Origin of the sequence: Aquimarina sp. U1-2, from assembly GCF_017897595.1 — a bacterium.
In the GTDB taxonomy this organism is placed as follows: domain Bacteria; phylum Bacteroidota; class Bacteroidia; order Flavobacteriales; family Flavobacteriaceae; genus Aquimarina.
The window spans coordinates 153,530-179,203 of sequence record NZ_JAGKIK010000004.1 but is presented as its reverse complement, the minus strand read 5'-3'; the positions used below and the strand labels follow the sequence as shown (position 1 = coordinate 179,203).

Genomic DNA, 25,674 nt, shown 5'->3' with positions numbered 1-25,674 from the left:
AAATTATTTTCTTTTTAATCAAAATAGTTCAATAAAATTCAAATAGGGTTAAAATCCTCTTGAACTAATGTTGTATGTTCTATTAGTAAATATTAATTTCGCGCAGTCTATGCAATTTATTCTAAACCGAAAGGTCAGAAAACAGGGAACTAAAATAAATTTATGAACACTAATCAATTAGAGAAGCTTCGTAGCTCGAAGATTCTCGTCACGGGAGCTGCCGGTTTTATAGGGTCCAATTTATGTGAAACACTTATTGAGGCTGGAAGCAAAGTGGTTGCTCTTGATAATTTTGCTACCGGGCACAAAAAAAATCTTTCCAAAATCATAGATCACCCTAATTTTAATTTTATTGAAGGAGATATTAGGAGTCTAAACGATTGCCACGATGCATGTAAAGGAGTGGATTATGTTTTACATCAAGCTGCTTTAGGTTCTGTACCCCGATCAATCAACGACCCTATTACCAGTAATGAAGTAAATGTAACTGGTTTTTTGAATATGTTGGTTGCTTCTAGAGATGCAGGTATAAAACGATTTATCTATGCCGCTAGCTCTTCGACCTATGGGGATTCAAAAGCATTACCTAAAGTTGAAGAAAAAATAGGAAAACCTCTTTCTCCCTACGCTATAACCAAATTCGTAAATGAACTATACGCTGATAACTTTAAAAAAACCTATGATTTAGATACTATAGGTTTACGTTATTTTAATGTATTTGGTCGCAAACAAGATCCTAATGGAGCATATGCTGCGGTTATTCCTAAGTTTGTCATGCAATTTATGAAACATGAATCACCTGTTGTTAACGGTGATGGCTCATTTTCAAGGGATTTCACATATATAGACAATGTTATTCAGATGAATTTAAAAGCTATATTAGCAGACAACCAGGAAGCTCTAAACACAGTATACAATACTGCATACGGAGAGAGAACCACACTAAATGAATTAACCGCGTTGCTAAAAGAATATTTATCTGAATATGATAAAGATATTGCTGATGTACATATTAAATTTGGTCCCGAGCGAAAAGGCGACGTTCCTCATTCGTTGGCATCTGTTGATAAAGCTAAGAAATTGCTGGATTATGATCCAGAATATAATATCAAATCAGGACTAAAAGAAGCTGTTCGTTGGTATTGGAACAACCTATAAAGTAACAACTATAACGTGTAGAATATATTATTGTAATGTAATAGTAGGCTTAGTATTCAAATTTCGATTATCGAATAAAATAAATAAACATCATGCAACAAAGTAAAATTGCCGTTATTGGTTTGGGATATGTAGGCCTGCCATTAGCAAGGTTATTTGCCACAAAATATACAGTAGTAGGATTTGATATTAATCAAAAAAGAATCAAAGAACTACGTTCGGGAACAGATACAACATTAGAAGTAGAAGACGAGGTTTTACAAAGTGTATTGAAAAACTCACCCAATTCAGAAAATGGATTGTACTGCTCATCTGATTTGGCCGATATAGCTGATTGTAATTATTACATTATTACAGTACCAACACCTGTTGATAAAAATAATAGACCCGACTTAACACCTTTGTACAAATCTAGTGAAACCGTTGGAAAAGTTTTAAAACAAGGAGATATCGTTATTTATGAATCTACAGTATATCCTGGTGTTACTGAGGAAGAATGTATCCCTGTTCTTGAAAAAGTAAGCGGCTTACTTTTTAATATAGATTTTTATGCAGGATATTCTCCAGAGCGTATTAATCCTGGAGATAAAAAGCATACGGTAGATAAAATACTAAAAGTGACCGCCGGCTCTACCCCTGAAATAGGAAAAAAAGTAGATGCACTTTATGATTCTGTCATTACTGCAGGAACACATCTGGCTCCTACCATAAAAGTGGCTGAAGCTGCAAAAGTTATAGAGAACTCTCAAAGAGATATCAATATAGCGTTTGTAAATGAACTTGCAAAGATCTTCAATTTGATGGATATCAACACCAATGATGTGTTAGAGGCAGCAGGAACCAAATGGAACTTTTTACCTTTTAAGCCAGGTCTTGTCGGAGGGCATTGTATTGGAGTAGATCCTTACTATCTGGCACAAAGAGCACAAGAATTTGGATACCATCCCGAAATTATTTTGGCAGGAAGACGATTAAACGATAGTATGGGGCAATATGTAGCATCAGAGGTTATTAAATTAATGGTAAAACACGATATTCATATCAAAGGTGCCAAAGTATTAGTACTGGGGATTACATTTAAAGAGAATTGTCCAGACGTGCGTAATACGAAAGTAGTAGATGTCATCAGGCATCTTAAAGATTTTGGCACCGACGTTACGATCTATGATCCATGGGCTAATCCAAGTGAGGTGAAACATGAATATGGGTTAGAAACAATTACCGAATTGCCAGATGGAACTTTTGACGCAATTGTGCTCGCAGTAGCTCACAAAAAGTATCTCGAATCAAATCTTGAATCTTTGTTGTCATCCAATGGTATTCTATATGATGTTAAAGGAATAGTAGAAAACGGAGTTCATGGAAGATTATAGCTTTTGTAATTCTAAGCTTTTAATTATACGCAATATTTAAACATCTAGACAATAATTTTTAACAATACCATGGCCAAAAATATTATTATGCTTATTGGAGGAGATCATTCATCTTTTGCAATTTATAATGCATTAAAAAACGACTATAATATTTCCAAAGTAATAATAGATAGACATTCAAACAAAAAAGCTTTTTTAAAAAGACGAATAAAAAGGCTGGGCTGGTTTAGGGTATTGGGACAAGTTATTTTTCAAGTATTAGTACCTAGATACTGGAAAGCAATGTCTAAGAACCGAATCGAAGATATTTCACAGAAGTATTCCTTAAATTACAAAAGTATTGAAGAGGATAAGATGATTGAAGTGAATTCTGTAAATTCTGATGAATGTTTGCATACATTGCAACAGTTGTCTGCTGATATCATAATAGTAAATGGTACAAAAATAATTTCCAAAAAAATTCTTAACGGTGTAGATTCGGTTTTTATCAATACACATACCGGAATAACTCCAAGATACAGAGGGGTTCATGGGGGATATTGGGCTTTGGCCAATAATGATCCTGAGCATTGTGGAGTCTCGGTACATTTAGTAGATCCCGGAATTGATACCGGCGGAATTTTGTACCAAGGAGTCATTCATCCTACAAAGAAAGATAATTTTGTTACCTATACTTATTTACAATTAGGCGTAGGTATAGCACTGATGAAAAAAGCATTGAATGATGCTCACAACGACTCGCTAAATACAATCACCAACGGTTTGGATAGTAAATTATGGTATCATCCTACTATTTGGTTTTATTTAAAAACTCTAATAGTAAAAGGAGTTAAATAAAGACTTAACGATCTATTATGATTGTGACTAAGAGGTTTTAAGATGAAAATAAACCAACTAAAGGGGGGGGCTGCCTTATCATATGTTAATATACTTATTACCAATGTTATTGGACTCTTACTAACACCTTTTATTATTCGTTCTTTAGGACAAACCGAATATGGTTTATACACTATGATAGGTGCTTTAGTAGGATATTTAACCGTTTTTGATTTTGGTTTGAATAATACTATTATACGTTTTGTAGCCAATTTTAGAGCAGAAAACGATAAAAAAGGAGAAGAAAATTTTTTAGCGCATAGCTATATCATTTACGGATTTATTTCTTTATTCATTTTGAGTGTTGGATTCCTTTTTTATTCGAACTTGTCAAGTCTTTATGAACAAACATTATCTGCCCAACAGATCCAGAAGGCCGAAATTATGTTTGCAATTTTAATTTTTAATCTTGCCATTAGCTTACCCGGTGGGGCATTAACAGGAATATGTAGTGGTTATGAAGAGTTTATTTTCCCAAAGATTGTTACTATTCTAAAATATTTGATTAGGAGTATCCTGGTGGTTGGTATATTACTTTATCAAGGCGATTCTGTAAGTTTGGTCATCTTAGACACCTGTATGAATCTTCTTATAATTTTAATTAACGGTTTAATAGTATTTAAGAAATTAAAAGTCAAAATTAGATTACACAAGTTTGAAGTTACCTTACTAAAAACGATTTTAGGATTTTCTAGCTGGATTTTTATTTTTGCATTGGTTCATCAACTACGATGGCAATTTGGTCAGTTAGTGTTGGGATTGTATTATGGAACAGCTATTGTTGCCGTGTATGCCGTAGGAAGTACACTAGGGAATTATTATGGTGCTTTTTCTAGTGCTATTTCAAATATTTTTCTGCCAAGGGCGATACAAATGATTGTTAAAAAGTCTTCTAAAGAAGAGTTGACCAATATGTTTATCAAAATCTCAAGAATAATCTTAATTGTTCTCCTATTTATTTTCGGCGGATTTATTTTGGTAGGTAGAGATTTTATTTACTATTGGGTTGGAGAAGAATATAACGAAGCTTATTATTATACTATTTTTATTATGATAGGATTAACTCCCATTTTGAGTCAAGGTTTCGCGAATAACTTATTAGAAGCAAAAAAATTATTGTCGTACAGAGGTATTCTTTTACTCACCTTAACTATAATGGGAACTATTTTGGGAATATATATGGCCAAGAATTATGGAGTTTTAGAAATGATAGCATCCATTGTGGCATTTATGTTGTTAGAAAGACTCATAATGATTCCATATTACTCAAAGCATCTATTCCTGGAAATGGGACGATACTATAAAGAAATATCTCCATTATTTATTGGATTAGGTATAGTTTTGGGAATTTCACTTACAGTAAATGTATTTTTACCCGAACAAAATTTATATGTATTTATATCAAGTGTAATCTATTACAGTATTCTATATTTTGCAGTAACGCTTTTGTTTATGACGTCATATGAGAAATCTATATTAAAAAGTTTTACAAATAGAATTCCTTTAATCAGAAAATTATTTTGAAAATAATGTTAGTACATTCTTCAAATAGACAAACATCGCTAAACCTAAGGCAACTCAAAAACCAATACAGTTTATTAAATCTGACCCAATATGATAAAGAAATACATCCCATTTAGTTTTAAAGCAAAGCTGTTAACGCTATATTATAAAACCAAATCGTTTAAAAGTCTTAATGAAACGTTTAAGATTACTTCTACAGATAAGAAAAAAGTTTTTATATTCTTGGCAGCCGATTACGGAAACCTCGGTGATGTAGCTATCACCTACGCACAGCACAAATTTTTAAAACAATCCTTTCCTGATTATACGGTAATCGAAATACCCTTAAGCTGGACTTTTTCAGGAATTGCACTAGTTCAAAAAATTATAACTCCTTCTGATATTATAACCACCGTAGGAGGAGGTAATATGGGCGATTTGTATCATCAGATTGAATGCCAGCGACAATTAGTTTTTAGTGAGTTTAAGAACAATCAGGTGATTTCATTTCCTCAGACCATAGATTTTACAGATACAAAGTCTGGTAAGCAAAAGTTAAAAACAGCTATTCGCGTCTATTCAAGTCATCCTAATTTAATATTGCTGGCTAGAGAGCAAAAAACATTCGATTTTTTTAAGAAACACTTTAAAAAGAATAAAATATTCCTAGTACCTGATATCGTATTGACTCTAGATAGATCTCAGGATAGTAAAAAAAGAGAAGGTGTAATTATTTGTTTAAGAAATGATAAAGAGAAAAAATTATCATCAACAGAAGAAAAGTCATTACTAGAAATGGTAAAAGGAAATTTTGGCTCTTTTAAAGAAAGAGACACCCATATCGGGGGCTCTGGTTTATCGATGAGAGCTAGAGTACAGTCATTATTTGCAATTTGGGATGATTTTAAATCTGCCAGGTTAGTCATTACCGATCGATTACACGGTATGATTTTTTGTTATATAACGAAAACACCTGCATTGGTTTTTCTAAATAATAATCATAAAATCAAATCTTCATATTCCTGGATTAAAGAAACCAATAATATCCACCTAATTGAAAATTTTGATAAAGAAAAAATAGAAAAACTGATCTTTGAGGTAAAAAATGATACAGATAAAAGTTCAAAAGTTGATTTACTTCATTTTTACAGCGACCTGAAAAAAGAGATAATTTCTAACTGACCTCTAATGAAACCAATACTTTCTATAGTTATACCTGTTTATAATGTTTCGCAATATGTAGAGAAATGTATTAGGAGCATCTGTAATCAAAATTTTGATACAAATACTGTCGAAGTTATCGCTGTTAATGATGGCTCAAAAGATAACAGCCTTGAAATTTGTGAACGCTTACAATTAGAGTTTACATTTCTTAAAATTTATAGCCAAGAAAATAGAGGGCTAAGCGGAGCTAGAAATACAGGTCTAAAAAATGCTACCGGAGATTATGTTTGGTTTATAGACTCTGACGATTGGATAGCCGAAAATTGCATACCAGAAATACTTCAGAAAGTAACAAAAAGTAATGTAGATATATTTTGGATGGGTCACAACGTGATTTTAAATAATGAAGTCATTAGAGCTGTGGTTCCAAGAAAAACTTTAGAACCGGTGACAGGCGAAGAATTTTTTCAGACGTATCTAAATAATCTTTTTTTTATTTGGAAATTTATCTATAGACGTGAATTTTTATTAGACAATTCTTTAACCTTTTATGAAGGTATTCTTTATGAGGATTTAGAGTTTACACCAAGAGCCTTGATTAAAGCAAATACATGCTTAACGTTACCTAAGGCATATTACAATTATCTCATTAGACAGGGTAGTATTGCTACAAATATTAAAGATAAAAACATCGAAGATCGATTCAAGATACTCAACAAACTACAAGACCTTAAAGATCAACCGGGGATTAATAATAATTTCAAGAATACGTTAAACGGTATAATTCTTAATACATTTAAAGGTACTGTTAAAATGAGCGCAAAAGCTCAATTAAAATTACCTGAATTATCATATATAGACGTCAAAAAGCTACAAGTAGATAAAAAACTACCTTTAGCTTCGAGATTAGAATTTTATTGTATGAAATCCAATTTACAATGGTTCTATAAAACGTTTCAGTACAGTTGGCAAATTTATAAAAAGTTCTAGAGGGCTTATAGAAGCTAGTTTTGAATAAAATTAAAAAGTACACGTGTGAAAAGAATTTTACATATTGTGGGGACAATGGATCGGGCAGGTGCCGAGACTATGATCATGAATCTCTATCGCGCTATCGATCGATCTCAATATCAATTTGAGTTTGTGTATTTAACAGACAAGGAATGTTCATTTGATTCTGAAATAGAATCTATGGGTGGAGTAATTCATAGAATCCCAAAAAAACATTCGAAATCTGTTTTTTTTAGAACTTTTAAAATTTATCAGCTCATAAAGAAAGATGGCGGTTTTCATGCCGTTCATTGTCATCAACTTTTTGGTAATGGTTTTCATTTATTAGCGGGGTTTCTAGCAGGAGTAAAAAAAAGAATAGCGCATTCACATAGTACAAACTATCTAAGTAAAAAAAGTTTTTCAAGCTTCCTTTACACAAAATTTTCAAAATATCTTATCGACGTGCTAGCAACAGATTATATTGCTTGTGGGGAACAAGCTGGCAACTTTTTATTTAAACCCAAAAGGAAAGCTGTATTTATTCCTAATGCTATAGATATTAAGAAATTTCTGAAAAGTGAACATAAAATTGTCAACCATTTTTTCGAAAACGATACTATTACTTCTAATACTATACTATTTTCGCAGATAGGTAGGTTTATGCCGGTCAAAAATCATGAGTTCTCAATAGAACTTTGTAGTTTTTTAAAGCAAAAAGATATTGATTTTCATCTGTTTTTTGCGGGCTCAGGGATTTTGGAAAATAAATTAAGAGAAATTGTAGAACAAAAAGAATTATCGAAAAACATAACATTTCTTGGTGTACGTAACGATATAGAAATGGTTTTGGCAAACACAGATATACTTCTAATGCCATCGCTATATGAAGGTTTCCCTGTTACATTAGTCGAATCCCAGGCTTCAGGAACTCCTGCATTAATTTCTGAAGGTATTTCGAAAGAAGTTGATCTTGGTCTTAATATGGTCACTTTTTGTAGCCTAGAATCCTCATATGACGTATGGTTAAATCAAATTAAAAAAATAAAATCTGCCCCAATACCCAGTTCACAAGAAATACTCGATAAGCTAAGACTAAAAGGTTTTGACATAGAAATAAGTGTAAAAATGTTAGAACGTATTTATGATTAGTTTTATATTTCGCAGTAGGCGTTACGTCATAATCGTTAACGTAAATCATTTCAAAATATGTTTGACTTTGTACCCATAGATAGATACAGCGATTTCTTTTTTCATGCGATGTTTTTACTATGTCTCTTTACATTTTTGCATACAATGGTACTAGAGGGATATGAAACAAAGGTATATTCTTTTAATCATGTAGCTGCATTTGTTTTGTTGGTAGTTTCTTTATGTTATATAGGTTTTAGGCCCATAAGCGGAGTTTTTATCGACATGACGACATATTTAAGAATTTTTGAACGTGTAAAAAGTATTGGATTATCATCTATAGACGAAGATATTGGCTTTTATACTTATGTATTTCTTTGTTCTAAGATTATGAATGCAAAGGGATTTTTCTTTGTTTCAGCCTGTATTTATATCATTCCACTATTTATAGCCTGTAGAAAATGGTTTCCGCAATATTATTATTTTGCTTTTTTGCTACTTGTAGGTTCCTTTTCATTCTGGGCTTATGGTACTAACGGAATACGAAATGGAATGGCGGGTTCGTTGTTTATCTTAGCGCTGTCGTTTAATAGAAATAATAATGTATTAATGCTAGTCTTTTTCGGGCTTGCTTATCTATTTCATACAAGTTTGCTGTTACCGATCGTGGCTTTTTTCTTAAGTTATTTGGTAACAGACACTAAAAAGTATATTGGTTTTTGGATATTAGCAATTTTTCTGTCTATTAGTATGGGAAAAGTTTGGGAGAATCTCTTTGCCAGTATTGGATTTGGTGATGATAGATTGTCGTCTTACTTAACAGCTAAAAGTGCAGATGGTAAATTTAAATCTACAGGGTTTCGATTTGATTTTTTACTTTATAGTGCAGCTCCAATAATTCTTGCTTGCTATTATAAATTTAAACTAGGATATAAAGATATTATCTACGATCGCATTTTGCATACCTATATTACTGTAAATGCTTTTTGGATTATGATTATACGAGCGAATTTTTCAAACAGATTTGCTTACTTATCGTGGTTTTTTATGGCGTTAGTAGTTGTTTATCCTTTATTAAAAAAAACGATCTGGGACAGGCAATTCTATAAGTTGGGCATTGTAATATTATGCTATTACGGATTTACATATCTTATGTTTTTTTATTATGAACTTGCTAGATAGCATTTTAGGTTTACATAGAGTAGAAGGCTTAAAGTTAGAAGTATATTTTCGTACATCAAACTATTAGCTTTCTAAAATATAATGAGTAGCACAAAGGCTAAAATCATAAGATTGATATCGTTGTAATATATTTAAAAGTTTTAAACGAATAAATAATAATAATATACATATTTTTAGCACCGCAAATCAAAAACAAAAGATTTTCATTAACATTTAATACATACTATATGGCGGTATCAATTTGCATACCATTTTATAATGCCGAAGAATATTTGGAACTGGCAATAAAATCAGTTTTTACTCAAACCTATACAGAATGGGAACTTATACTAATAGATGATGGATCTACAGATAATTCTCTAGCAATAGCCAAATCTATAGATGATCCTAGAGTGAAAGTTTATTCTGATGGTAAAAATAAACGATTAGCCGGACGATTAAATGAATTACCCGAATTAGCTCAATATGAATTTCTAGTAAGAATGGATGCAGACGATCTTATGCATACCGAGCGAATAGAAAGGCAATTGAAAGTATTTGATAATCATCCAAATACAGATTTAGTCGCTACAGGTTGTATTTCTATAACTAACGACCTTACTTATCTTGGATCACGGGGAGAGGCAGTAGATTCGATCTCTTTTGATGATTTGCTTTCTAAAAAATCTGCCCCGCTTCATGCTAGTATTATAGGCAGAAAATCTTGGTTTGAGCGAAACAAATATGATCAATCTCTTAAAATTGCACAGGATTATGACTTGTGGTTAAGATCCAGTAAAAAGAACGATTTTGATTGTAGAATTATTTATGATCGTTTATATTTTTATAGAGAAGAGAATAATGCTACCGCTTCCAAAATACTAGCAGCCTATAAAAATGAACGGAAAATGTTTAAAAATCATGCAAAGGGTAGATATTTCAAGTTTTGGCTCAAATCTATAATAAAATCAGTAATGGTGAAAGGGGTTTCAATGTTGAATAAAGAAGATTGGCTTTTAAAAAGAAGAAGTGAAAGAAAGATAGATCCTGAAGAAAAAAAAGAATACTATGATCAAATACGTAGTATTGAAAGTATAGTACTTCCCAAAATAGAAAATTAAAATTGATCGCATAAAAAGCTTAATATCAATTTTAAGAAGATATTAATTGAAGATTTTCATTTGACTTTTACGAATGCTAAAGAAGACCAAATCAAATAAACTCTAACGATATATTAGTTAGCCGTTCTATCCAAACGACAAAAATATAATTTAAACGTATGAAAGGTAAATTTGTAATTTCATTAGACTTTGAGATACATTGGGGTGTTTTCGATGCGCTCTCTCTAGATACATATAAAGAAAATTTAACTAACGTTCCAAAAGTTGTAGATCAACTTATTGCACTAAGTGATCAATATGACGTTAAACTTACATTTTCTACAGTAGGGCTACTTTTTGCCACAGATAAGAATGATATAGAGAAATACATGCCTTCATCATTACCAAAGTATGAAGACTCGCAATTAGATCCGTTTAGGCTTATAAATACTGTGGGTAACGATGAAAATACCGATCCTTTACACTATGCTAATTCCATCATAAGAAAGATAAAAAAAGCTAGTGTACATGAAATAGGAACCCATACGTTTGCTCATTATAATTGTTTAGCGTCGGGACAGGAAAAAGAAGCTTTTGAAGCTGACTTAACTGCAGCAAAAAAAATAGCGAACGATCAAAATATTAATATACAAAGTATCGTGTTTCCTAAAAACCAAGTGAATAAGGAATATTTAAAAATTTGTACCAAACATGGAATTTTAAGTTATCGGGGGTGTGAAGCACATGGTATTTACAACCCTAATGTGGGTAGCGTATTAAAGAAATTTCCGCCGCTAGTTAGATTATCAAGACTTTTAGATAGTTATATCAATCTAACCGGAAGCAATACATATGATATAGAAGAAATTGCTTTGCAGAACTCTAAGCTGATTAATTTACCATCAAGTCGTTTTTTGAGGCCCTACGTACCAAAATTGTTTTTTTTAGAAGGGTTAAAGATCAGAAGAATAAAAAAAGCCATGCAACATGCAGCAAAAAATGGTGAACTCTTTCATTTATGGTGGCATCCACATAATTTTGGGGCTAATCTCGATGAAAATTTTAAAAATCTTGAATCTATTTTTAAGGAATTTTCTAAGCTACGAGAACGTTTCGATTTTGAAAGCGAAACTATGACCTCTTTATCTGAACAATTAGTAGGACATAAATTTGCCAACCAATAAGTATTAATTTGTTGTACGGGTTTTTGAAATGAACCATAATATTTGGATAATACAACTGAAAATATGCAATGGTGAATAGATCTTACAAAACTAGTTTAAGCAGGACCGACCGATATTCACCGGGTAGAGCGTTAAAAAATATTTAGTGAGCATTTTTAGCGAACAAGCCCAGTGGCGTGCAGGATTTAAAATTTTTGATGTGAGAGTGTAGCAGTTACATACGTTCTCTATTTTTTAATTATTTCGTTTTCAATCAATTACAAATATTTGAATGTATGAAGGCTAAGAATAAATTTTTTATCATAACAACAGTTCCTATGACGTTAGGGTTTTTTCGAGGCCAGATACAGGTTTTGAAGAAAAACTACGATGTAGAATTAATTTCTAGTCCTAACGAAGAATTAACTAAAATCAGTGAAACTGAAGACGTTAAAGTGAAAGGTATAGAAATGAAAAGAGAAATATCGGTTTTTAACGACGTTAAAAGTTTAATTTCCTTGTTCTTATACTTCAGAAAAAGTAAGCCTTTTCTAGTTCATGGAAATACACCAAAAGGTGGTTTTTTAAGTATGTGTGCGGCATATTTGGCTAGAGTGCCTAATAGAGTTTATTGTGTACACGGACTTCGATATGAGGGGAGTACCGGGCTCAAAAGAAAACTATTAAAAACGATGGAGAAACTGTCTTGTTTTTTTGCTACAGACGTTTTAGCGGTAAGTTTTGGTTTGAAAGAGACATTAAAAAATGAAGAGATTACTAAAAAAAATGTAAACGTCATTGGCAGTGGTAGCATCAATGGTATTGACTTAACGCATTTTTCACCAGAATTATATACAAAAAAAACGTTGCGTAAAGAACAGCGGCTTAGCGATGATGCTTTTGTATTTGGTTTCGTGGGTAGACTCGTTAAAGATAAAGGAATCAATGAGTTAGTTGAATCTTTTGTAGAATTACATCACCAAAATAACAAGCTAAGGCTACTATTAATAGGCAGCTATGAAGAAGAATTAGATCCACTCAAAAAGGAGACTGTAGCTACCATAAATGAGCACTCCTCAATAATACACGCAGGTTTTCAGAAAGATATACGGCCGTTTTTAATGATGATGGACGTATTCGTTTTTCCGAGCTATAGAGAAGGTTTCGGGGTTTCTATTATGGAGGCAGGAGCAATGGGAATTCCTGTAATTTCTTCAGATATCTCAGGGTGTAATGAAATAATAAAAAACGAAGAAAATGGAATTCTTATTCGGTCCAGATCAAAGGAAGAGCTTATGCAAGCTATGCATCTTCTTTATAACGATCATACTCTTTGTAAAACCATGGCAAGCTCATCACGAGAAAAAATTAGAGATAGATATGAGCAAAAAAAAGTTTGGAACGCTATTCAAGAGTACTATAATAAATTACTCTAAAAACTCAGTAAAAAAATTGAAAGCATCTTGACTTTTAGATCAAGATGCTTTTAAAATATGATTATCTATTTATAAGTTCATTTGAATTAACAATAACATTGGTAGTATTTATTTTTTCAAACTCTGTATTCATCTTACTATTTTTGATTGTTAGGTTCTTGGAGTCTTTAATGTAAAGCGTAAATTTGTTGAATTTTGTGTAAAACTCACAATTTTCGAAGGTAATTTGATTCGTAGTTATAGTACTCTCACTATTTAAACCTCTTAGGTTTATTGGTCTATTCGTAACATCAATAAATTCATTTGTGATACTTACATTATCTACCAAAGTATTAGGAAATGGATTGATACCGTAACTTACTTCGAGAGCACTGATGTATCTGTTTGAGTATATTTTGCTATCACTTAGACTTTTTAAAAGCAAGCCTGTAACGCAATTCATCACGTTGTTTTTGAACACTTCATGGTTTTTACCAGATAAATTGATGCCATTTCGGTATCCTCTGATCGTATTACCTGTAATGGTGTAATTATAATTTAATTCGTTTCCTTTCTTGTCTAGGTAAGAATTTACACTAATGGCAAAAGTAAAGTCAGGATCAGCAGCTTCGAATACATTATCTTTTATTAAAACATGATTAGACGCAAAACTCCCTACATTGCTATCGAAAAAATTATTGTGAACTTTCACATCGGTTGCGGTATAAAGATCCACATCACCACCAGCATTGCCTTTGAAATTACTGTTTTTTATAGTTACATCTTCAACTCTATTAATCTCATTCATTGTGCCATCATCATTAATATAACGTAATGCCTCTAAATCAATTCCTGCCCTTGGAAGCGTTCCTGCACTACTAAATATCTTGTCGCCAGCACTATTAAAAGCTTGTTCGCCCTTTCCTGTATCATTAATTTGACAATTGTCTATTGTTACTCCATTGGCATCAATCACTGCAAGACCGTTTCTTCTGCATTCATAAATTTTGGTGTTTTTTATAATTACATTTTCACTTGTTCTATTTTCATTAATTAAAAGACCTTCTGGTGTTCTAATGGTTTTTGCGTGAACCGTTATTCCGTCGCCGATAGCTTCTCTTATAGTGACTCCATCTACAATCAATCCATGAGAACCAATAACGTAGATTGTCGTTCCCCACTCATGCTCATTTCTACTTACTCCGGCAATATCGACAATGGGGCTATAATCGTGTTCCCATCGGTCTCCAATAAGATTACCTCCACTAATGACAGAATTATCTGTTACATAAGTAGTAAGTAATGAGTACGATGGAAAATGAGTAGGTTGCACTCTAAGAAAGGTATTTTCACTCATTTTCAAATGAAAATTAGAAGGCACCCTAATAGATCTTTCTGAATGGTACTTTCTATTCACTTTGTTTGCACCTACATTAAAATAGGCATTCAGTTTATTGATTTCAAAAACGTTTCCGCCTAATCTTTTAACGGTTTCAATAGCTTTATTTAAGTTTTGTCTATTGGTTAAAGCGTTTTCATCTGTTGTTTTACCTTCAATCATATTCCAACGTTGGCCATAGAAATTAAAAGTCGGACTTGTTAAGGCTACATTTCCTTCTAAAGTAAGAGAACCATTTAAAATTCTACCATCGATAATATTTTCATCTCCAGAGAAAATAAGCGTACCGTTTATGATATCTCCTTTGTTAAACTCAAATATTACATTTTCGGGTAAAGTAATAACTTCTCCGTTAAGGTCTAATACACAATCAATAATAACTTTCGAGTTTGCTTCGATATCGATAGCGTCAAAGCTACAAGGTGTAGTTACGGTGTTTTCAGATTGTTCAAAGTTTTGCGCATCAGGAACAACCTCTTCAAAATTCTCAGAGCTACATGATGTCAACAAAAACGCTCCTGCGCTAAGTAAAAAATAATTTAATAGTTTCATCGGGGGAATGGTTATTTAATATTTTGTTATAAATTTATCATTTAACGTAATATCGTCGATATTATTGTGTATTACATCGATGCTAATGTTAAAATTTTTATAAAATATTTTATGAGCACATAATTTATTGATTTGTAGCAATTTGTATGCTTGTAATTATTTTGTTAATGGTATAGAGATGTGGTTTTCTGTAATTTTTATTGTAATTATCCTACAATGAGCATACTATCATGAAGTGATATTTGTGTATAAATCAAACCTATATTTTTTGTGAAATTGAATAGGCATTAACGTTATACAAGTTTTTAATGGCACAATTGTGCCATCAGGTATAATTTATGGAGAAATTCTATTCTATTGAAAAAATCATTATTACTTTTGATAACCCCTGGAGATGTTTCGCATTTTGTTATTGTGATTAGATAACTTATTTAGCAAACCATAAAACTATATTAGTTGATTTTCTGCTTTCATGTTAAATTGCTAAATCTAGATATGTCGTACTAAATACTTTTAAAGCAAAATAAATTAATGAAACCGTTTGAATTATTAAGAAATAAAGCGTTTTGGTCAGTTGATGCAGTAACCGGTGGGAGAAAGCGTAAGCATTATGATGAAATTAAGTTTATTATCGAAAATCCGGGTTCTTCAAAATCGAATCAACTTAGGGATTCGTATCTTAAAAATATAGTAAACCATGCTGTAAATTCTACCGATTATTTTAAATCTTTCAAAAACTATACTTCTATTGAAGATTTTCATGTGGTAAATAAAAACATAATACGAGATAATTTTAAAGATTTTCAATCGAAAAAATACTTGGATAAGCCAAAATTTGTAATGGCTACCAGTGGCTCTACGGGAATGCCTTTTAAAATATATCATAATAGCAATAAACGACTTAGAAATGCTGCCGATACGATTTTTTTTTCTGAAAAAGCAGGTTTTACAATAGGAAATAAGCTTACCTATTTTAGACTTTGGAATGCTTTTGAAAAGAAAAACAAGCTAGACAGAATACTACAAAATATTAAACCGGTAGATGTTTTTGACCTGCAGGATGAATCAGTTATTAAAAATGTACTTAATGAATTGTCAAGCAGTTCATCATCTAATAGCTGGTTAGGGTATGCTTCGGCTTATGAGCGAATATGTAAATATCTGGATCATACTAATGAATATGTAAAGCCTAACAAATTGCGATCTAGTATCGCGATGTCAGAGCGTTTGAATGACTATACAAAAGATGCCATGCTCACCCATTTTGGAGCCGATGTAGTTTCAAGATATTCTAATATAGAAAATGGTATAATTGCTCAACAGCCTTTGGGAAATAAGCGGTATTTCAGGATTAATGATGCAAGTTATTATGTCGAAATTTTAGAGTTGAATACTAATAGAAGAGTGGAAGATGGGAAGCCTGGTCGTATCGTAATTACAGATTTATTTAATTATTATATGCCTATGATCAGATATGATACTGGTGATATAGGGATTAAAGGCAGGATAGGTAATATCCCCATATTTAAAGAAATAAGTGGTAGAAAATATGATTTAATTTATGATACCAAAGGAAATGCGATCACCTTAAACCTAGGTCTCTTAGTTAATAATTATCCAACGCTAAAGCAATTTCAGTTCATTCAAAAAACGCCGAAAAACTATGAATTACGAATTAATACAGATCATGATTTTGATTCAGAACAAGATTTCGTAAACGACTTTAAAACATATTTGGGCGAGGATGCTAACATTAAAGTATCGTATATAAATGAAATTCCTTTGTTAGCATCTGGAAAAAGAAGAGTTTTGATTAATGAAATGTTTAATTCTTAACGAACTTATTGTACACAATGTATAAACATTTTATAAAAAAATGGTTGGATGTTACTATTGCTTTAATGCTCTTTATACTATGCTCTCCAATAGTTATTGTTTTGATGGTTTTACTAGCAGTTGTTAATAAGGGTTCACCCTTTTTTTTTCAAGAGCGACCAGGTAAACATGAAAAAATATTTAGTATCATCAAATTTAAAACCATGAATGACAAAGTCGACGAGCAAGGGCGCTTGTTACCTGATGAACTTAGGATAACTCAAATTGGAAAATTGGTTAGGAAAAGTTCATTAGACGAATTACCCCAGTTGATTAATGTGATAAAAGGTGACATGAGTTTTATTGGTCCTAGACCTTTACTTATAAGATATCTACCTTTTTATCAAGGCGAAGAAAAGTTAAGGCATACCATCGCACCCGGAATAACGGGTTTGGCTCAGGTTTCAGGAAGAAATTTATTAAATTGGGACGATAGGTTATCTGCAGATGTGGTCTATGTGAAGAATGTTTCTTTTTCTCTAGATTTTACTATTTTTCTAAAAACAATTAAAAACGTACTTATAGGTAAAGATATAGCCACCGTTTCAAATTCAATTTTGGAAGATTTTGACGAATACCGAAAGGGGAACTCCTTACAAAATCCTAAAAAATCAGATGAAGATGTATGCAAACAAAATTGATTAAAGTCTTGAGCTAAAATCTAAACATAGTGGAAATTGCAAGAAAGAACAATATAGAGCTACCAATAAAAAAACTACCGTTAATTAAGAAAAAGCAATGAAAGGGAATCTCGAAGTAAACCACGTAACCAAATCAGATTTGAAAATTGCTTTACAAAACAATACCTATTGGAAAGGTAATTCTGTCATTCCCTTCACTAAAAGTAAGGCTTTTTGGTTATTAGATAATGAGCGAATAGAAGAGCATGATCTTTGTAGTGTTATGGTACATGAAAACGATAGACTAGTGGCGTTCGTTTATCTCATTGCAGACTGGATCACAACCCCATCGGGCATGAAAAAAATCTATTGGTGCAGACGTTGGTGGGTTGCCGATGATTATAAATCTTCAATTTTATCAACTTTTGTCATGAAAGAGGCTGTTAGTGCCACAAAACAACAAATATTACTTAAGTTTTTAGGTAAAACGGTTATAGAATACTTTAAAAACCAACCCTATGTAGAGTTTTCGCATAGAACAAGATACTTTATAGTTTCTAGTTTGATAACGAGTTGGGTTTTGAGACGATTTAAGTTTTTAAAAGTTATCAAACCTATAATTCAGGCAATAGATATGTTGTCTGGCAGGTTAATTAATTATTTAAATCATAAAAAGATTCAAAAAAAAGTAATACCTATACAATATGAATATTTGTCTACGATCGATCAAACGACATGGGCGTTTTTACAAGATAAGTTAAAAAATGATCTTATTCCCAAAACAAAAGAATACATTAATTGGCAGTTGAGCTCAAGGCAATATACGCAAACACTAGTAGCGCATAAATTTCCACATAGCTGTTTAATCGCAGGAGCATCAACAAATATGTATATCGTCAATTTTAATGTCGTTCTTAGCGCTAAAATTATAGGATTTATTTCGGTTTTAATTCGAACTAATGAGTATCAGGTAAAATATTTTGTAGCAGAAGAAGAGTATTATGATATTTGTGTAGCAGCCTTGATTCAAAATTTTCATAAAACAAAAACAAATACTATATATACTGAAGATAATAAGCTTGGAAAATTCATACTAAAAAATTATCATCATATTTATGTTGATAAAAGAAGTTTATATGCTTTGGCACATCATGAAATTGATCACGACTTTAGCAAAGAAATAATTCATGATCGTGATGCTAATTACGCATAGGTAAAGAAAGTTATGAAATTCGTTGAAAAAATAGTTACAAGTATTACTTCCCATACTACAAATCAAGCGTTTTGTATTAATGAGACCTATTATTCATATGCCGATTTGATTTCTGAAATTTCCAAAATCAGATCCCGGATTAGTACTGGTATTCCTGATTCAGAAAAATTGATTGGATTAGTAACCAACGATGATATTCAAACCTACGCAAGTATTATTGCACTTTGGTTAGAAGGAAAGGCCTATGTACCTGTAAATCCTGATGCGCCACTAGAACGCAATCATAAAATCTTCGAACTAGCAGAAATAAGATCTATTATCGATTCTTCTGAAACATTGATTTACAAGGACTATCATAGTATTGCATCTCATACGATACCAAAAACATCTGTACATTTAAAACCTAAAACCTTTTCTGGAGAAGATATCGCATATATTCTATTCACCTCGGGAACAACCGGTCTTCCCAAAGGAGTACCAATTACGTTTCACAACGTTGCCAGTTTAGTTAATGCTATAGAAGCCGAACCTGAGTTTAATCTAGAAGCTTCAGATCGGTGCTTGCAAATGTTTGAGTTAACTTTTGATTTTTCTGTAGTCACTTATTTATTTCCGTTACTTGCTGGTTCCTGTGTATATACCATACCTAAGGGATCCATCAAGTATTTTTATGTTTTCAAGTTGATCAAAGAGAAAAAACTTACTGTACTCACTATGGTACCATCCATTATTAATTATTTGAGACCTTACTTTTCTGAAATTAACGCTCCCGATGTGAGATATTGCAGTTTTGGAGGTGGAGCTTTGCATAGCGATATAGCCAAAGAATGGAGTGCTTGCCTTCCTAATAGTAAAATTTTTAATTATTACGGTCCTACAGAATTTACTGTGTATAGTGGTTTTTATCCGTATCATCCAGAAACGCATACAAAAGCTCATAATGGAGTTATAGCTATAGGTACTCCTCAAAAAAACACCTCATATTTGGTTGTAGACGTGAACAATAAAGAAGTCCCTTTAGGCACACCTGGTGAATTATGTTTGGCAGGTCCGCAAATGACACCAGGATATTGGAAAAATGAAGAAAAAAACAAACAAAGTTTTTTTTACAGGCAAGAAAACGGGATGGATGTTAGATACTATAAAACTGGAGATCTTTGTATTAAAGATAAGGACGGAGATTACCTTTATGTAGGTAGGGTAGATTTTCAGGTTAAAATACGAGGATATAGGGTTGAACTTGCTGAAGTTGAATTTCACGCCAAAGCTAAGTCTGATAGAAAAGTAAATATGGTAGTAGTAGATATCTTGAATACTCTAGGCAATGCCGAATTAGGATTGGCAATAGAATCAGAAGCTTTTGATACTCAAGAAATTTTCAATCACATGAAAACTAAGATGCCAGATTACATGATTCCGACGCATATTCGTTTTATAAATGAATTTCCACATAGTATAAACGGAAAAATTGATCGGAAAAAGCTAAAAGAATACTTTGACATTAAATAATTTTGTAATCAATGAATAAAGAAGAAATTTTATCAAAGGTTGAGCATGCTTTTGTTACTATATTAGAGCATGATAATTTTAAGCTAGAAGACGAAACTACGGCAAATGATGTAGATGGATGGGAGTCTGTAACTCATATGATGATTATTACAGAAATAGAAAAATCTTTTGGTATTAAGTTCAAATTAATGGATTTAATGAATATGAATAATATTGGGGATCTAATACAAACCATTCAATCTGAAATACAGGTTGCTTGACAATTTTTAAGATATATAGCGTATGAGTAAAGTGATTATTATAGGCGCTTCGGGACATGCCAAAGTGATTATAGAAGCTATAGAGTTCAAAAAACAATATGAAATCTTTGGGTTAGTAGATTCATATAAAGAAAAAGGAGAAAAATTAATGAACCACGAGATACTAGGATCAGAATATGAAATTCCTAATCTAATGGAACAAGGTATTACCAAAGGCGTGATTGCTATAGGTGATAACTGGACTCGACTTCAAATGTATAACAAAATAAAAACACTGGCTCCCGATTTCGAATTTGTTACAGTAGTGCATCACTCTGCGATAGTAAGCTCAAGAGCAAAAATTGGAAAAGGTACGGTGATTCTTACCGGAGTAAAAATCAATACCGATGCAAGAGTAGGAAATTTTTGTATACTTAATACGAATTCTAGTTTGGATCATGACTGTGACATGCATGATTTTTCAAGTATAGCCCCCGGGGTAACCGTAGGTGGAAACGTGAAAATTGATTTTTGTACGGCAATATGTCTTGGTGCTAATATTATTCAAGGGGTTCATGTGGGTGAGCATACTATTGTAGGTGCAGGATCTTTAATTACCAAAAATGTAGATAGTTTTAAATTGGTATATGGTGTTCCTGGAAAAGAAATAAAAACTATCGAAAAAGGTCAAAAATATATATCTAAATCGTAGTAAATTTAGACATGGCCAAAAGTAAAGGAATAACAAATAAAAATGTGTTAATAACAATTAGAAATATAAAGAACCTATGTACTATCCATTTTTAAAACGAATAATAGATCTTGTGGTCTCTTTCTTAGGAGTTTTATTTCTTTCTCCTATAATTCTAATACTTATACTAATATTGACAATAGCGAATCGGGGAAATCCTTTTTTCTTTCAACCTCGTCCTGGTAAAAAGGGAAGAGTATTTAAAATTATCAAATTTAAAAGTATGAATGACAAGAGGGATAAGGATGGTGAATTATTGCCATATGAAAAGCGTGTTACGGGCATAGGAAAATTTATAAGACAATATTCTTTAGATGAAATACCACAACTATTTAATGTATTAAAAGGAGATATGAGCCTAATAGGACCTCGCCCTTTACTAGTACAATATTTACCCTTATATAATGATTTCCAAAAACAGCGACATGATGTTAAACCTGGTATCACAGGTTGGGCTCAGGTTAATGGAAGAAATACTATCTCCTGGGATCAGAAATTTAAACTTGATGTTTGGTATACCAAAAATATTAGTTTTTTAGTTGATGTTAAAATAGTAATACGCACTATAAAAAAAGTAATACATAAAGAAGATATTAATAGTAGTAAGAATTTGAGTATGCCTACTTTTATGGGAAATAATTAATTGTTTCAAACTATCTTTAAATAATGTAATTTTTGCAAGTGAAAAATGCAGTAATTATTGGCGCAGGAACGCAAGGACAGGTATATGCTTCATACTTAAAAGAAGCGGGAGTTAGTATCATTGGTTTTATAGATGATAATGTTAATTTACAAGGGCAAGACGTTATAGGTATTCCTGTTTTAGGAAAATATGAAGATCTATTTCTGCAAGAATTTAAAGATAAGATACAGGATGTGTACTGTCCGATAGGCGTAAATTCAATACGGGTTAAATACTTATCTACACTTAAAAAAGAAGGATATGGAATACCAGGATTTTTGCATCATACAGTATCTATTGCTCCAGATGTAACTATCGGTGAAGCGGTTTACATGTTAGCAGGTAATATTGTAATGCCACATACACAAATCGGCAATTATATTATGATTAATATGGATAGTACTATAGCGCATCACGTAACTTTAGAGGACGGAGTATTTATGTCATCTGGTGTTAATATTGGGGCTTTAATACATGTAAAAAAAAGAGCATATATAGGTATGGGTGTCACTGCTATGACCGGTATACGTGAAATAGGAGAAGACTCTTTATTGGGTGCAGGAACAGTAGTTATCGAAGACGTACCTGATCGTACAACCATTGTAGGTAATCCAGGCAGAATAATTAATACCAAATAAGTATAGTTTTGAGAGCTAAAACTAAAATTAACGCATCAAATATTATATTTATAGGATCAGGAATATCATCTTCGTTCACAATCATACACTTTTTAGATCACTTGCTTAAGATCAGAATACAAAAAGAATTAAAATTAACTATAATTGATAAGTATAAAGAATTTCATACTGGTATTCCTTATGGGGAAAGATCCGGAAGTTCGGTTTTGTTAATAACATCACTTAAGAATTTTTTGCCATTGTCTATCTTACAAGATTTTTTAATTTGGCTTACTATTCATAAGGATTCCCTAATCCAAGAATTTAGAAGTAATGGTGGGAAACTGGCAAATGAGTGGATCGAAACAAATACTAATTCGATTAAACATAATAAATGGGAAGAACTATATATCCCCCGTCGTTTTTTTGGCCGTTATATTGATGAATTGGTGAGATCGAAAATAAATGAAAGTATCTCAAAAGGTATTATTGCCGTCGATTACATAATGAAAGAAGTGATAGATGTAGAAAAAACCAATAGAAAGTACACTATTTTTTTGAATAGTGGAGAGACAATTTATTCAGAAAAAGTTATATTATCCATCGGTTCACTACCTGTCAAATATTTATGGAAGCATCAAAGTTGTATTGAAGAAGAACATTTATTATTTATCAATAACCCTTATTGTCCAGATCTTAGTACAGTATTGAATAAAATAAATACATTCATAAAAAATAAAGAAAATCAAAACATAAATGTACTAATAGTCGGTGCTAACGCCAGCGGTCTGGAAATGCTTTATAAACTCAATGATGTCAAAGAAATAGAAAGCGAAATTAATAAATTTTTGATGTTATCTATTCAAGGTCTTTTGCCTGATACTATAATAAACGAAGAAAAAAGAAAGAAGTATAAACCTCATTATCTTGAAGCGTTAAAAAAAGAAAGTCATATTACAGCAAAGCTAATCGCTGATGCAACTTTTAAAGATTTAGATCGTGCCGATCAAATTAATTTGGGTGCGGCATCTACAGTAGAAATTGTTTCAAAAGCTTTTGGAAGCCTGTTAGAAAGGTTAGATGAAACAGAACTAAAGGAGTTTGCTTGTTTGTATGGAAATAAAATAGGAAGGAGACAACGCTGTGCAGGATATCACTATTTTAGAACAGCTCAAAATTTACACAATCAAAATAAGTTTCAACATATAGCCGGAAGATTTGAAAATATTACTCAAAATTCAAAAAATGATTATCTGTTAGAATATTTAGATACGTGTACAAATACCAACAGGATACACGATGATACCATACAAATTGTAATTAATTGCATAGGAAGTACGACTTTATATAATGATGATATTCCTCAATTGTTAAAAAATCTTATGAATAAAGGTTTTTGTGTAAAGAATAATTCTAACATAGGCTTTGACGTAAATGAAAAATTAGAAGCTCAAGACAATTTCCATATTATTGGACCTCTAGTAGCTGGAAATATAATTGAAGGTAAAGCAGTATGGCATTTAGAACATTGTGGAAGAATTATATGGCTATCGAAGCTTCTTGCAGAGAAGATGGGTCAATATTTTTCGCAAAAACAAGAAGTTATAAACGAATAAAATAGTACTGTTTGCCCCCTCTTACATGGTTATAAATTAAAATTTCTGAATTGGAAAAACATTACGAACTAATAGTTAAAGATCTTAATAGTGATAAAGAAATAGAAGAGTATAAAACTCATCTAAAGAAAGAATGGAATAATAATGTTTATTATTCTTATGAATATTTGATATATTTTATTGATAAAAGATCAAGTACGCTTAAATATTTTCTTTTTAAATCTTTTGATGAAATAGTAGTCTTAATGCCATTTATTGTTAGAGATATTACTATTGATAATAAGAGAACTTCATATTTTGATGTTATAAGTCCATATGGATATAGTGGTCCTCTTTTTGCAGATTCATTGGCAAATGAAACCATATTACAATTTTGGAGGTATGTTGATAGATGGTATAAAAAACATAACATTATAACAGAGTTTATTCGATTTAGTTTAAATTCATGTCATCGATACTATTCAGGTAAATTGATACCCGCTTTAAAAAATGTAAAAGGAACTATTGTAGATGAAAAATTACAATGGTCAAAGTTTAAGCCAAAAGTTCGAAATAATTATAGAAAATCAATTCAATACGGACTTACTATAAAAATCTATCATCATCCTATTACTTTAAATATCATTCAGGAGTTTTTTGACATTTATATATTAACGATGCATCGAAATAATGCTGATTATCAATTTTTCAACAAAGTCGATTATTTTAAAAAGTTAATAACTGAAAATTCAGAAAATTCTATTATAGCTATGGTATATAAAGATGATATCCCTATTTCAACAGAGCTTATACTTAAGGTTGATGATACGATTTATTCTTATTTAGGAGGTACATTATCAGATTATTTTTATACCAGGCCCAATGATTTTTTAAAAATAGAAGTTCTAAATTGGGCCAGAAAGAGAGCGTTCAAATATTATGTGTTAGGAGGTGGAAGAGAGGATGACGATGGCTTGTATAAATATAAAAAAGCGTTTTTTCCAACCGATGATGATAAGATTTTTTATACGGGTCGCAAAATAATCGATACTGATGTTTATAAGATGCTTACTAAAACAGTAAGCGATACGTCATTAGATCTAGAACAACTAGATTCAAGCGGCTTTTTTCCATTGTACAGATTGAACGATGATTCATAGGTGACCTACTGTATATTGTATTTAATTCTAATGTAATATTTTTAAATCAGCCTTCTGTAGTATAAGTTTTTTCATAATCATTACCCAGGGGGATTATCCCCTAAAAATACTAGTCGATAAACCCCAAAAGATTTCTTTGAAAACAAGTATACTTGTAATGCGTAACACATCAGATTTAACGAGAGTTGCAAACATTGAGGTTGAAAATTCAACTGTCTTTTGAAAATTTGAAGAAATTAATACAAAGATTGCTGAAGAATAGCCATATTTAAAGTTAGGGATTATACTATTTTTCTTACGGTAATAACGTAATGTAAGTATAATTTTAAGAGATGGTAAACCATTAAACGTTATTTTTAAGTATTCTGTCTAAAAGTTAAAATTTTCAGTTGATTATTGCTATAACTAAACTAATTTAGTATCGGAAT

The 25,674-nt window shown here is 31.6% G+C and carries 22 protein-coding genes; 21 read left to right on the top strand and 1 reads right to left on the bottom strand.

Features of this window, described 5'->3' with window-relative positions; all coding sequences use genetic code 11:
• The first annotated feature begins 162 nt into the window (after positions 1-162).
• The 11 genes from J8281_RS07460 (at position 163) to J8281_RS07410 (ending at position 13,055) form a co-directional block, all read left to right on the top strand.
• Positions 163-1,158, top strand: coding sequence for an SDR family oxidoreductase (locus J8281_RS07460; RefSeq protein ID WP_210196990.1), 996 nt, complete (start codon positions 163-165; stop codon positions 1,156-1,158).
• A 92-nt stretch (positions 1,159-1,250) separates the two neighbouring features.
• A complete protein-coding gene (locus J8281_RS07455) occupies positions 1,251-2,531 on the top strand; it encodes a nucleotide sugar dehydrogenase (protein ID WP_210196989.1) in 1,281 nt (426 codons plus the stop codon).
• Between the two features lie 69 nt (positions 2,532-2,600).
• Entirely contained in the window at positions 2,601-3,368 is a 768-nt protein-coding gene (locus tag J8281_RS07450; RefSeq protein WP_210196988.1) for a formyl transferase, read from the top strand.
• 42 nt (positions 3,369-3,410) lie between these two features.
• On the top strand, positions 3,411-4,931 hold the full coding sequence (locus tag J8281_RS07445) for a lipopolysaccharide biosynthesis protein (RefSeq protein WP_210196987.1): 1,521 nt from the start codon (positions 3,411-3,413) through the stop codon (positions 4,929-4,931).
• Between the two features lie 90 nt (positions 4,932-5,021).
• Positions 5,022-6,092, top strand: coding sequence for a polysaccharide pyruvyl transferase family protein (locus tag J8281_RS07440; protein ID WP_210196986.1), 1,071 nt, complete (start codon positions 5,022-5,024; stop codon positions 6,090-6,092).
• A 6-nt stretch (positions 6,093-6,098) separates the two neighbouring features.
• Complete coding sequence (locus tag J8281_RS07435; protein WP_210196985.1) at positions 6,099-7,064, top strand: glycosyltransferase; 966 nt, start codon at positions 6,099-6,101, stop codon at positions 7,062-7,064.
• Between the two features lie 45 nt (positions 7,065-7,109).
• Positions 7,110-8,216 (top strand): glycosyltransferase family 1 protein, encoded by a 1,107-nt coding sequence (locus J8281_RS07430; protein ID WP_210196984.1) that lies wholly within the window; start codon positions 7,110-7,112, stop codon positions 8,214-8,216.
• Between the two features lie 57 nt (positions 8,217-8,273).
• Positions 8,274-9,377: an EpsG family protein gene (locus J8281_RS07425; protein ID WP_210196983.1), complete on the top strand. Its 1,104-nt coding sequence runs from the start codon at positions 8,274-8,276 to the stop codon at positions 9,375-9,377.
• 227 nt (positions 9,378-9,604) lie between these two features.
• Positions 9,605-10,477 (top strand): glycosyltransferase family 2 protein, encoded by an 873-nt coding sequence (locus tag J8281_RS07420; protein ID WP_210196982.1) that lies wholly within the window; start codon positions 9,605-9,607, stop codon positions 10,475-10,477.
• 158 nt (positions 10,478-10,635) lie between these two features.
• Positions 10,636-11,640, top strand: coding sequence for a polysaccharide deacetylase family protein (locus tag J8281_RS07415; protein ID WP_210196981.1), 1,005 nt, complete (start codon positions 10,636-10,638; stop codon positions 11,638-11,640).
• A gap of 275 nt (positions 11,641-11,915) precedes the next feature.
• Complete coding sequence (locus J8281_RS07410) at positions 11,916-13,055, top strand: glycosyltransferase family 4 protein (RefSeq protein ID WP_210196980.1); 1,140 nt, start codon at positions 11,916-11,918, stop codon at positions 13,053-13,055.
• Between the two features lie 61 nt (positions 13,056-13,116).
• Here the strand turns inward: J8281_RS07410 and J8281_RS07405 are convergent, their stop codons facing one another.
• On the bottom strand, positions 13,117-14,985 hold the full coding sequence (locus J8281_RS07405; protein ID WP_210196979.1) for a right-handed parallel beta-helix repeat-containing protein: 1,869 nt from the start codon (positions 14,983-14,985) through the stop codon (positions 13,117-13,119).
• A gap of 531 nt (positions 14,986-15,516) precedes the next feature.
• Between J8281_RS07405 and J8281_RS07400 the strand changes: the two genes are divergently transcribed.
• The 10 genes from J8281_RS07400 to J8281_RS07355 all read left to right on the top strand — a co-directional run bounded on the left by J8281_RS07400 (position 15,517) and on the right by J8281_RS07355 (position 25,246).
• Positions 15,517-16,821 carry a CoF synthetase gene (locus J8281_RS07400; RefSeq protein ID WP_210196978.1) on the top strand — a complete coding sequence of 435 codons (1,305 nt, stop codon included), beginning with the start codon at positions 15,517-15,519 and terminating at the stop codon, positions 16,819-16,821.
• Between the two features lie 17 nt (positions 16,822-16,838).
• Positions 16,839-17,501, top strand: coding sequence for a sugar transferase (locus J8281_RS07395; protein WP_210196977.1), 663 nt, complete (start codon positions 16,839-16,841; stop codon positions 17,499-17,501).
• Positions 17,502-17,598: 97 nt separating this feature from the next.
• Positions 17,599-18,693, top strand: coding sequence for a hypothetical protein (locus J8281_RS07390; RefSeq protein WP_210196976.1), 1,095 nt, complete (start codon positions 17,599-17,601; stop codon positions 18,691-18,693).
• 12 nt (positions 18,694-18,705) lie between these two features.
• On the top strand, positions 18,706-20,202 hold the full coding sequence (locus J8281_RS07385; protein ID WP_210196975.1) for an AMP-binding protein: 1,497 nt from the start codon (positions 18,706-18,708) through the stop codon (positions 20,200-20,202).
• Between the two features lie 11 nt (positions 20,203-20,213).
• Positions 20,214-20,462, top strand: a complete 249-nt coding sequence (locus J8281_RS07380) for an acyl carrier protein (RefSeq protein ID WP_210196974.1) — start codon at positions 20,214-20,216, stop codon at positions 20,460-20,462.
• A 22-nt stretch (positions 20,463-20,484) separates the two neighbouring features.
• Positions 20,485-21,153 carry an acetyltransferase gene (locus J8281_RS07375; protein ID WP_210196973.1) on the top strand — a complete coding sequence of 223 codons (669 nt, stop codon included), beginning with the start codon at positions 20,485-20,487 and terminating at the stop codon, positions 21,151-21,153.
• A 76-nt stretch (positions 21,154-21,229) separates the two neighbouring features.
• Positions 21,230-21,835 (top strand): sugar transferase, encoded by a 606-nt coding sequence (locus J8281_RS07370; RefSeq protein WP_210196972.1) that lies wholly within the window; start codon positions 21,230-21,232, stop codon positions 21,833-21,835.
• Positions 21,836-21,873: 38 nt separating this feature from the next.
• On the top strand, positions 21,874-22,512 hold the full coding sequence (locus J8281_RS07365; RefSeq protein ID WP_210197109.1) for a NeuD/PglB/VioB family sugar acetyltransferase: 639 nt from the start codon (positions 21,874-21,876) through the stop codon (positions 22,510-22,512).
• An 8-nt stretch (positions 22,513-22,520) separates the two neighbouring features.
• The gene (locus J8281_RS07360; RefSeq protein ID WP_210196971.1) at positions 22,521-24,107 is read left to right on the top strand and encodes an FAD/NAD(P)-binding protein; all 1,587 of its coding nucleotides are present in this window, start codon (positions 22,521-22,523) and stop codon (positions 24,105-24,107) included.
• A gap of 50 nt (positions 24,108-24,157) precedes the next feature.
• Entirely contained in the window at positions 24,158-25,246 is a 1,089-nt protein-coding gene (locus tag J8281_RS07355; protein WP_210196970.1) for a GNAT family N-acetyltransferase, read from the top strand.
• Positions 25,247-25,674: the final 428 nt, after the last annotated feature.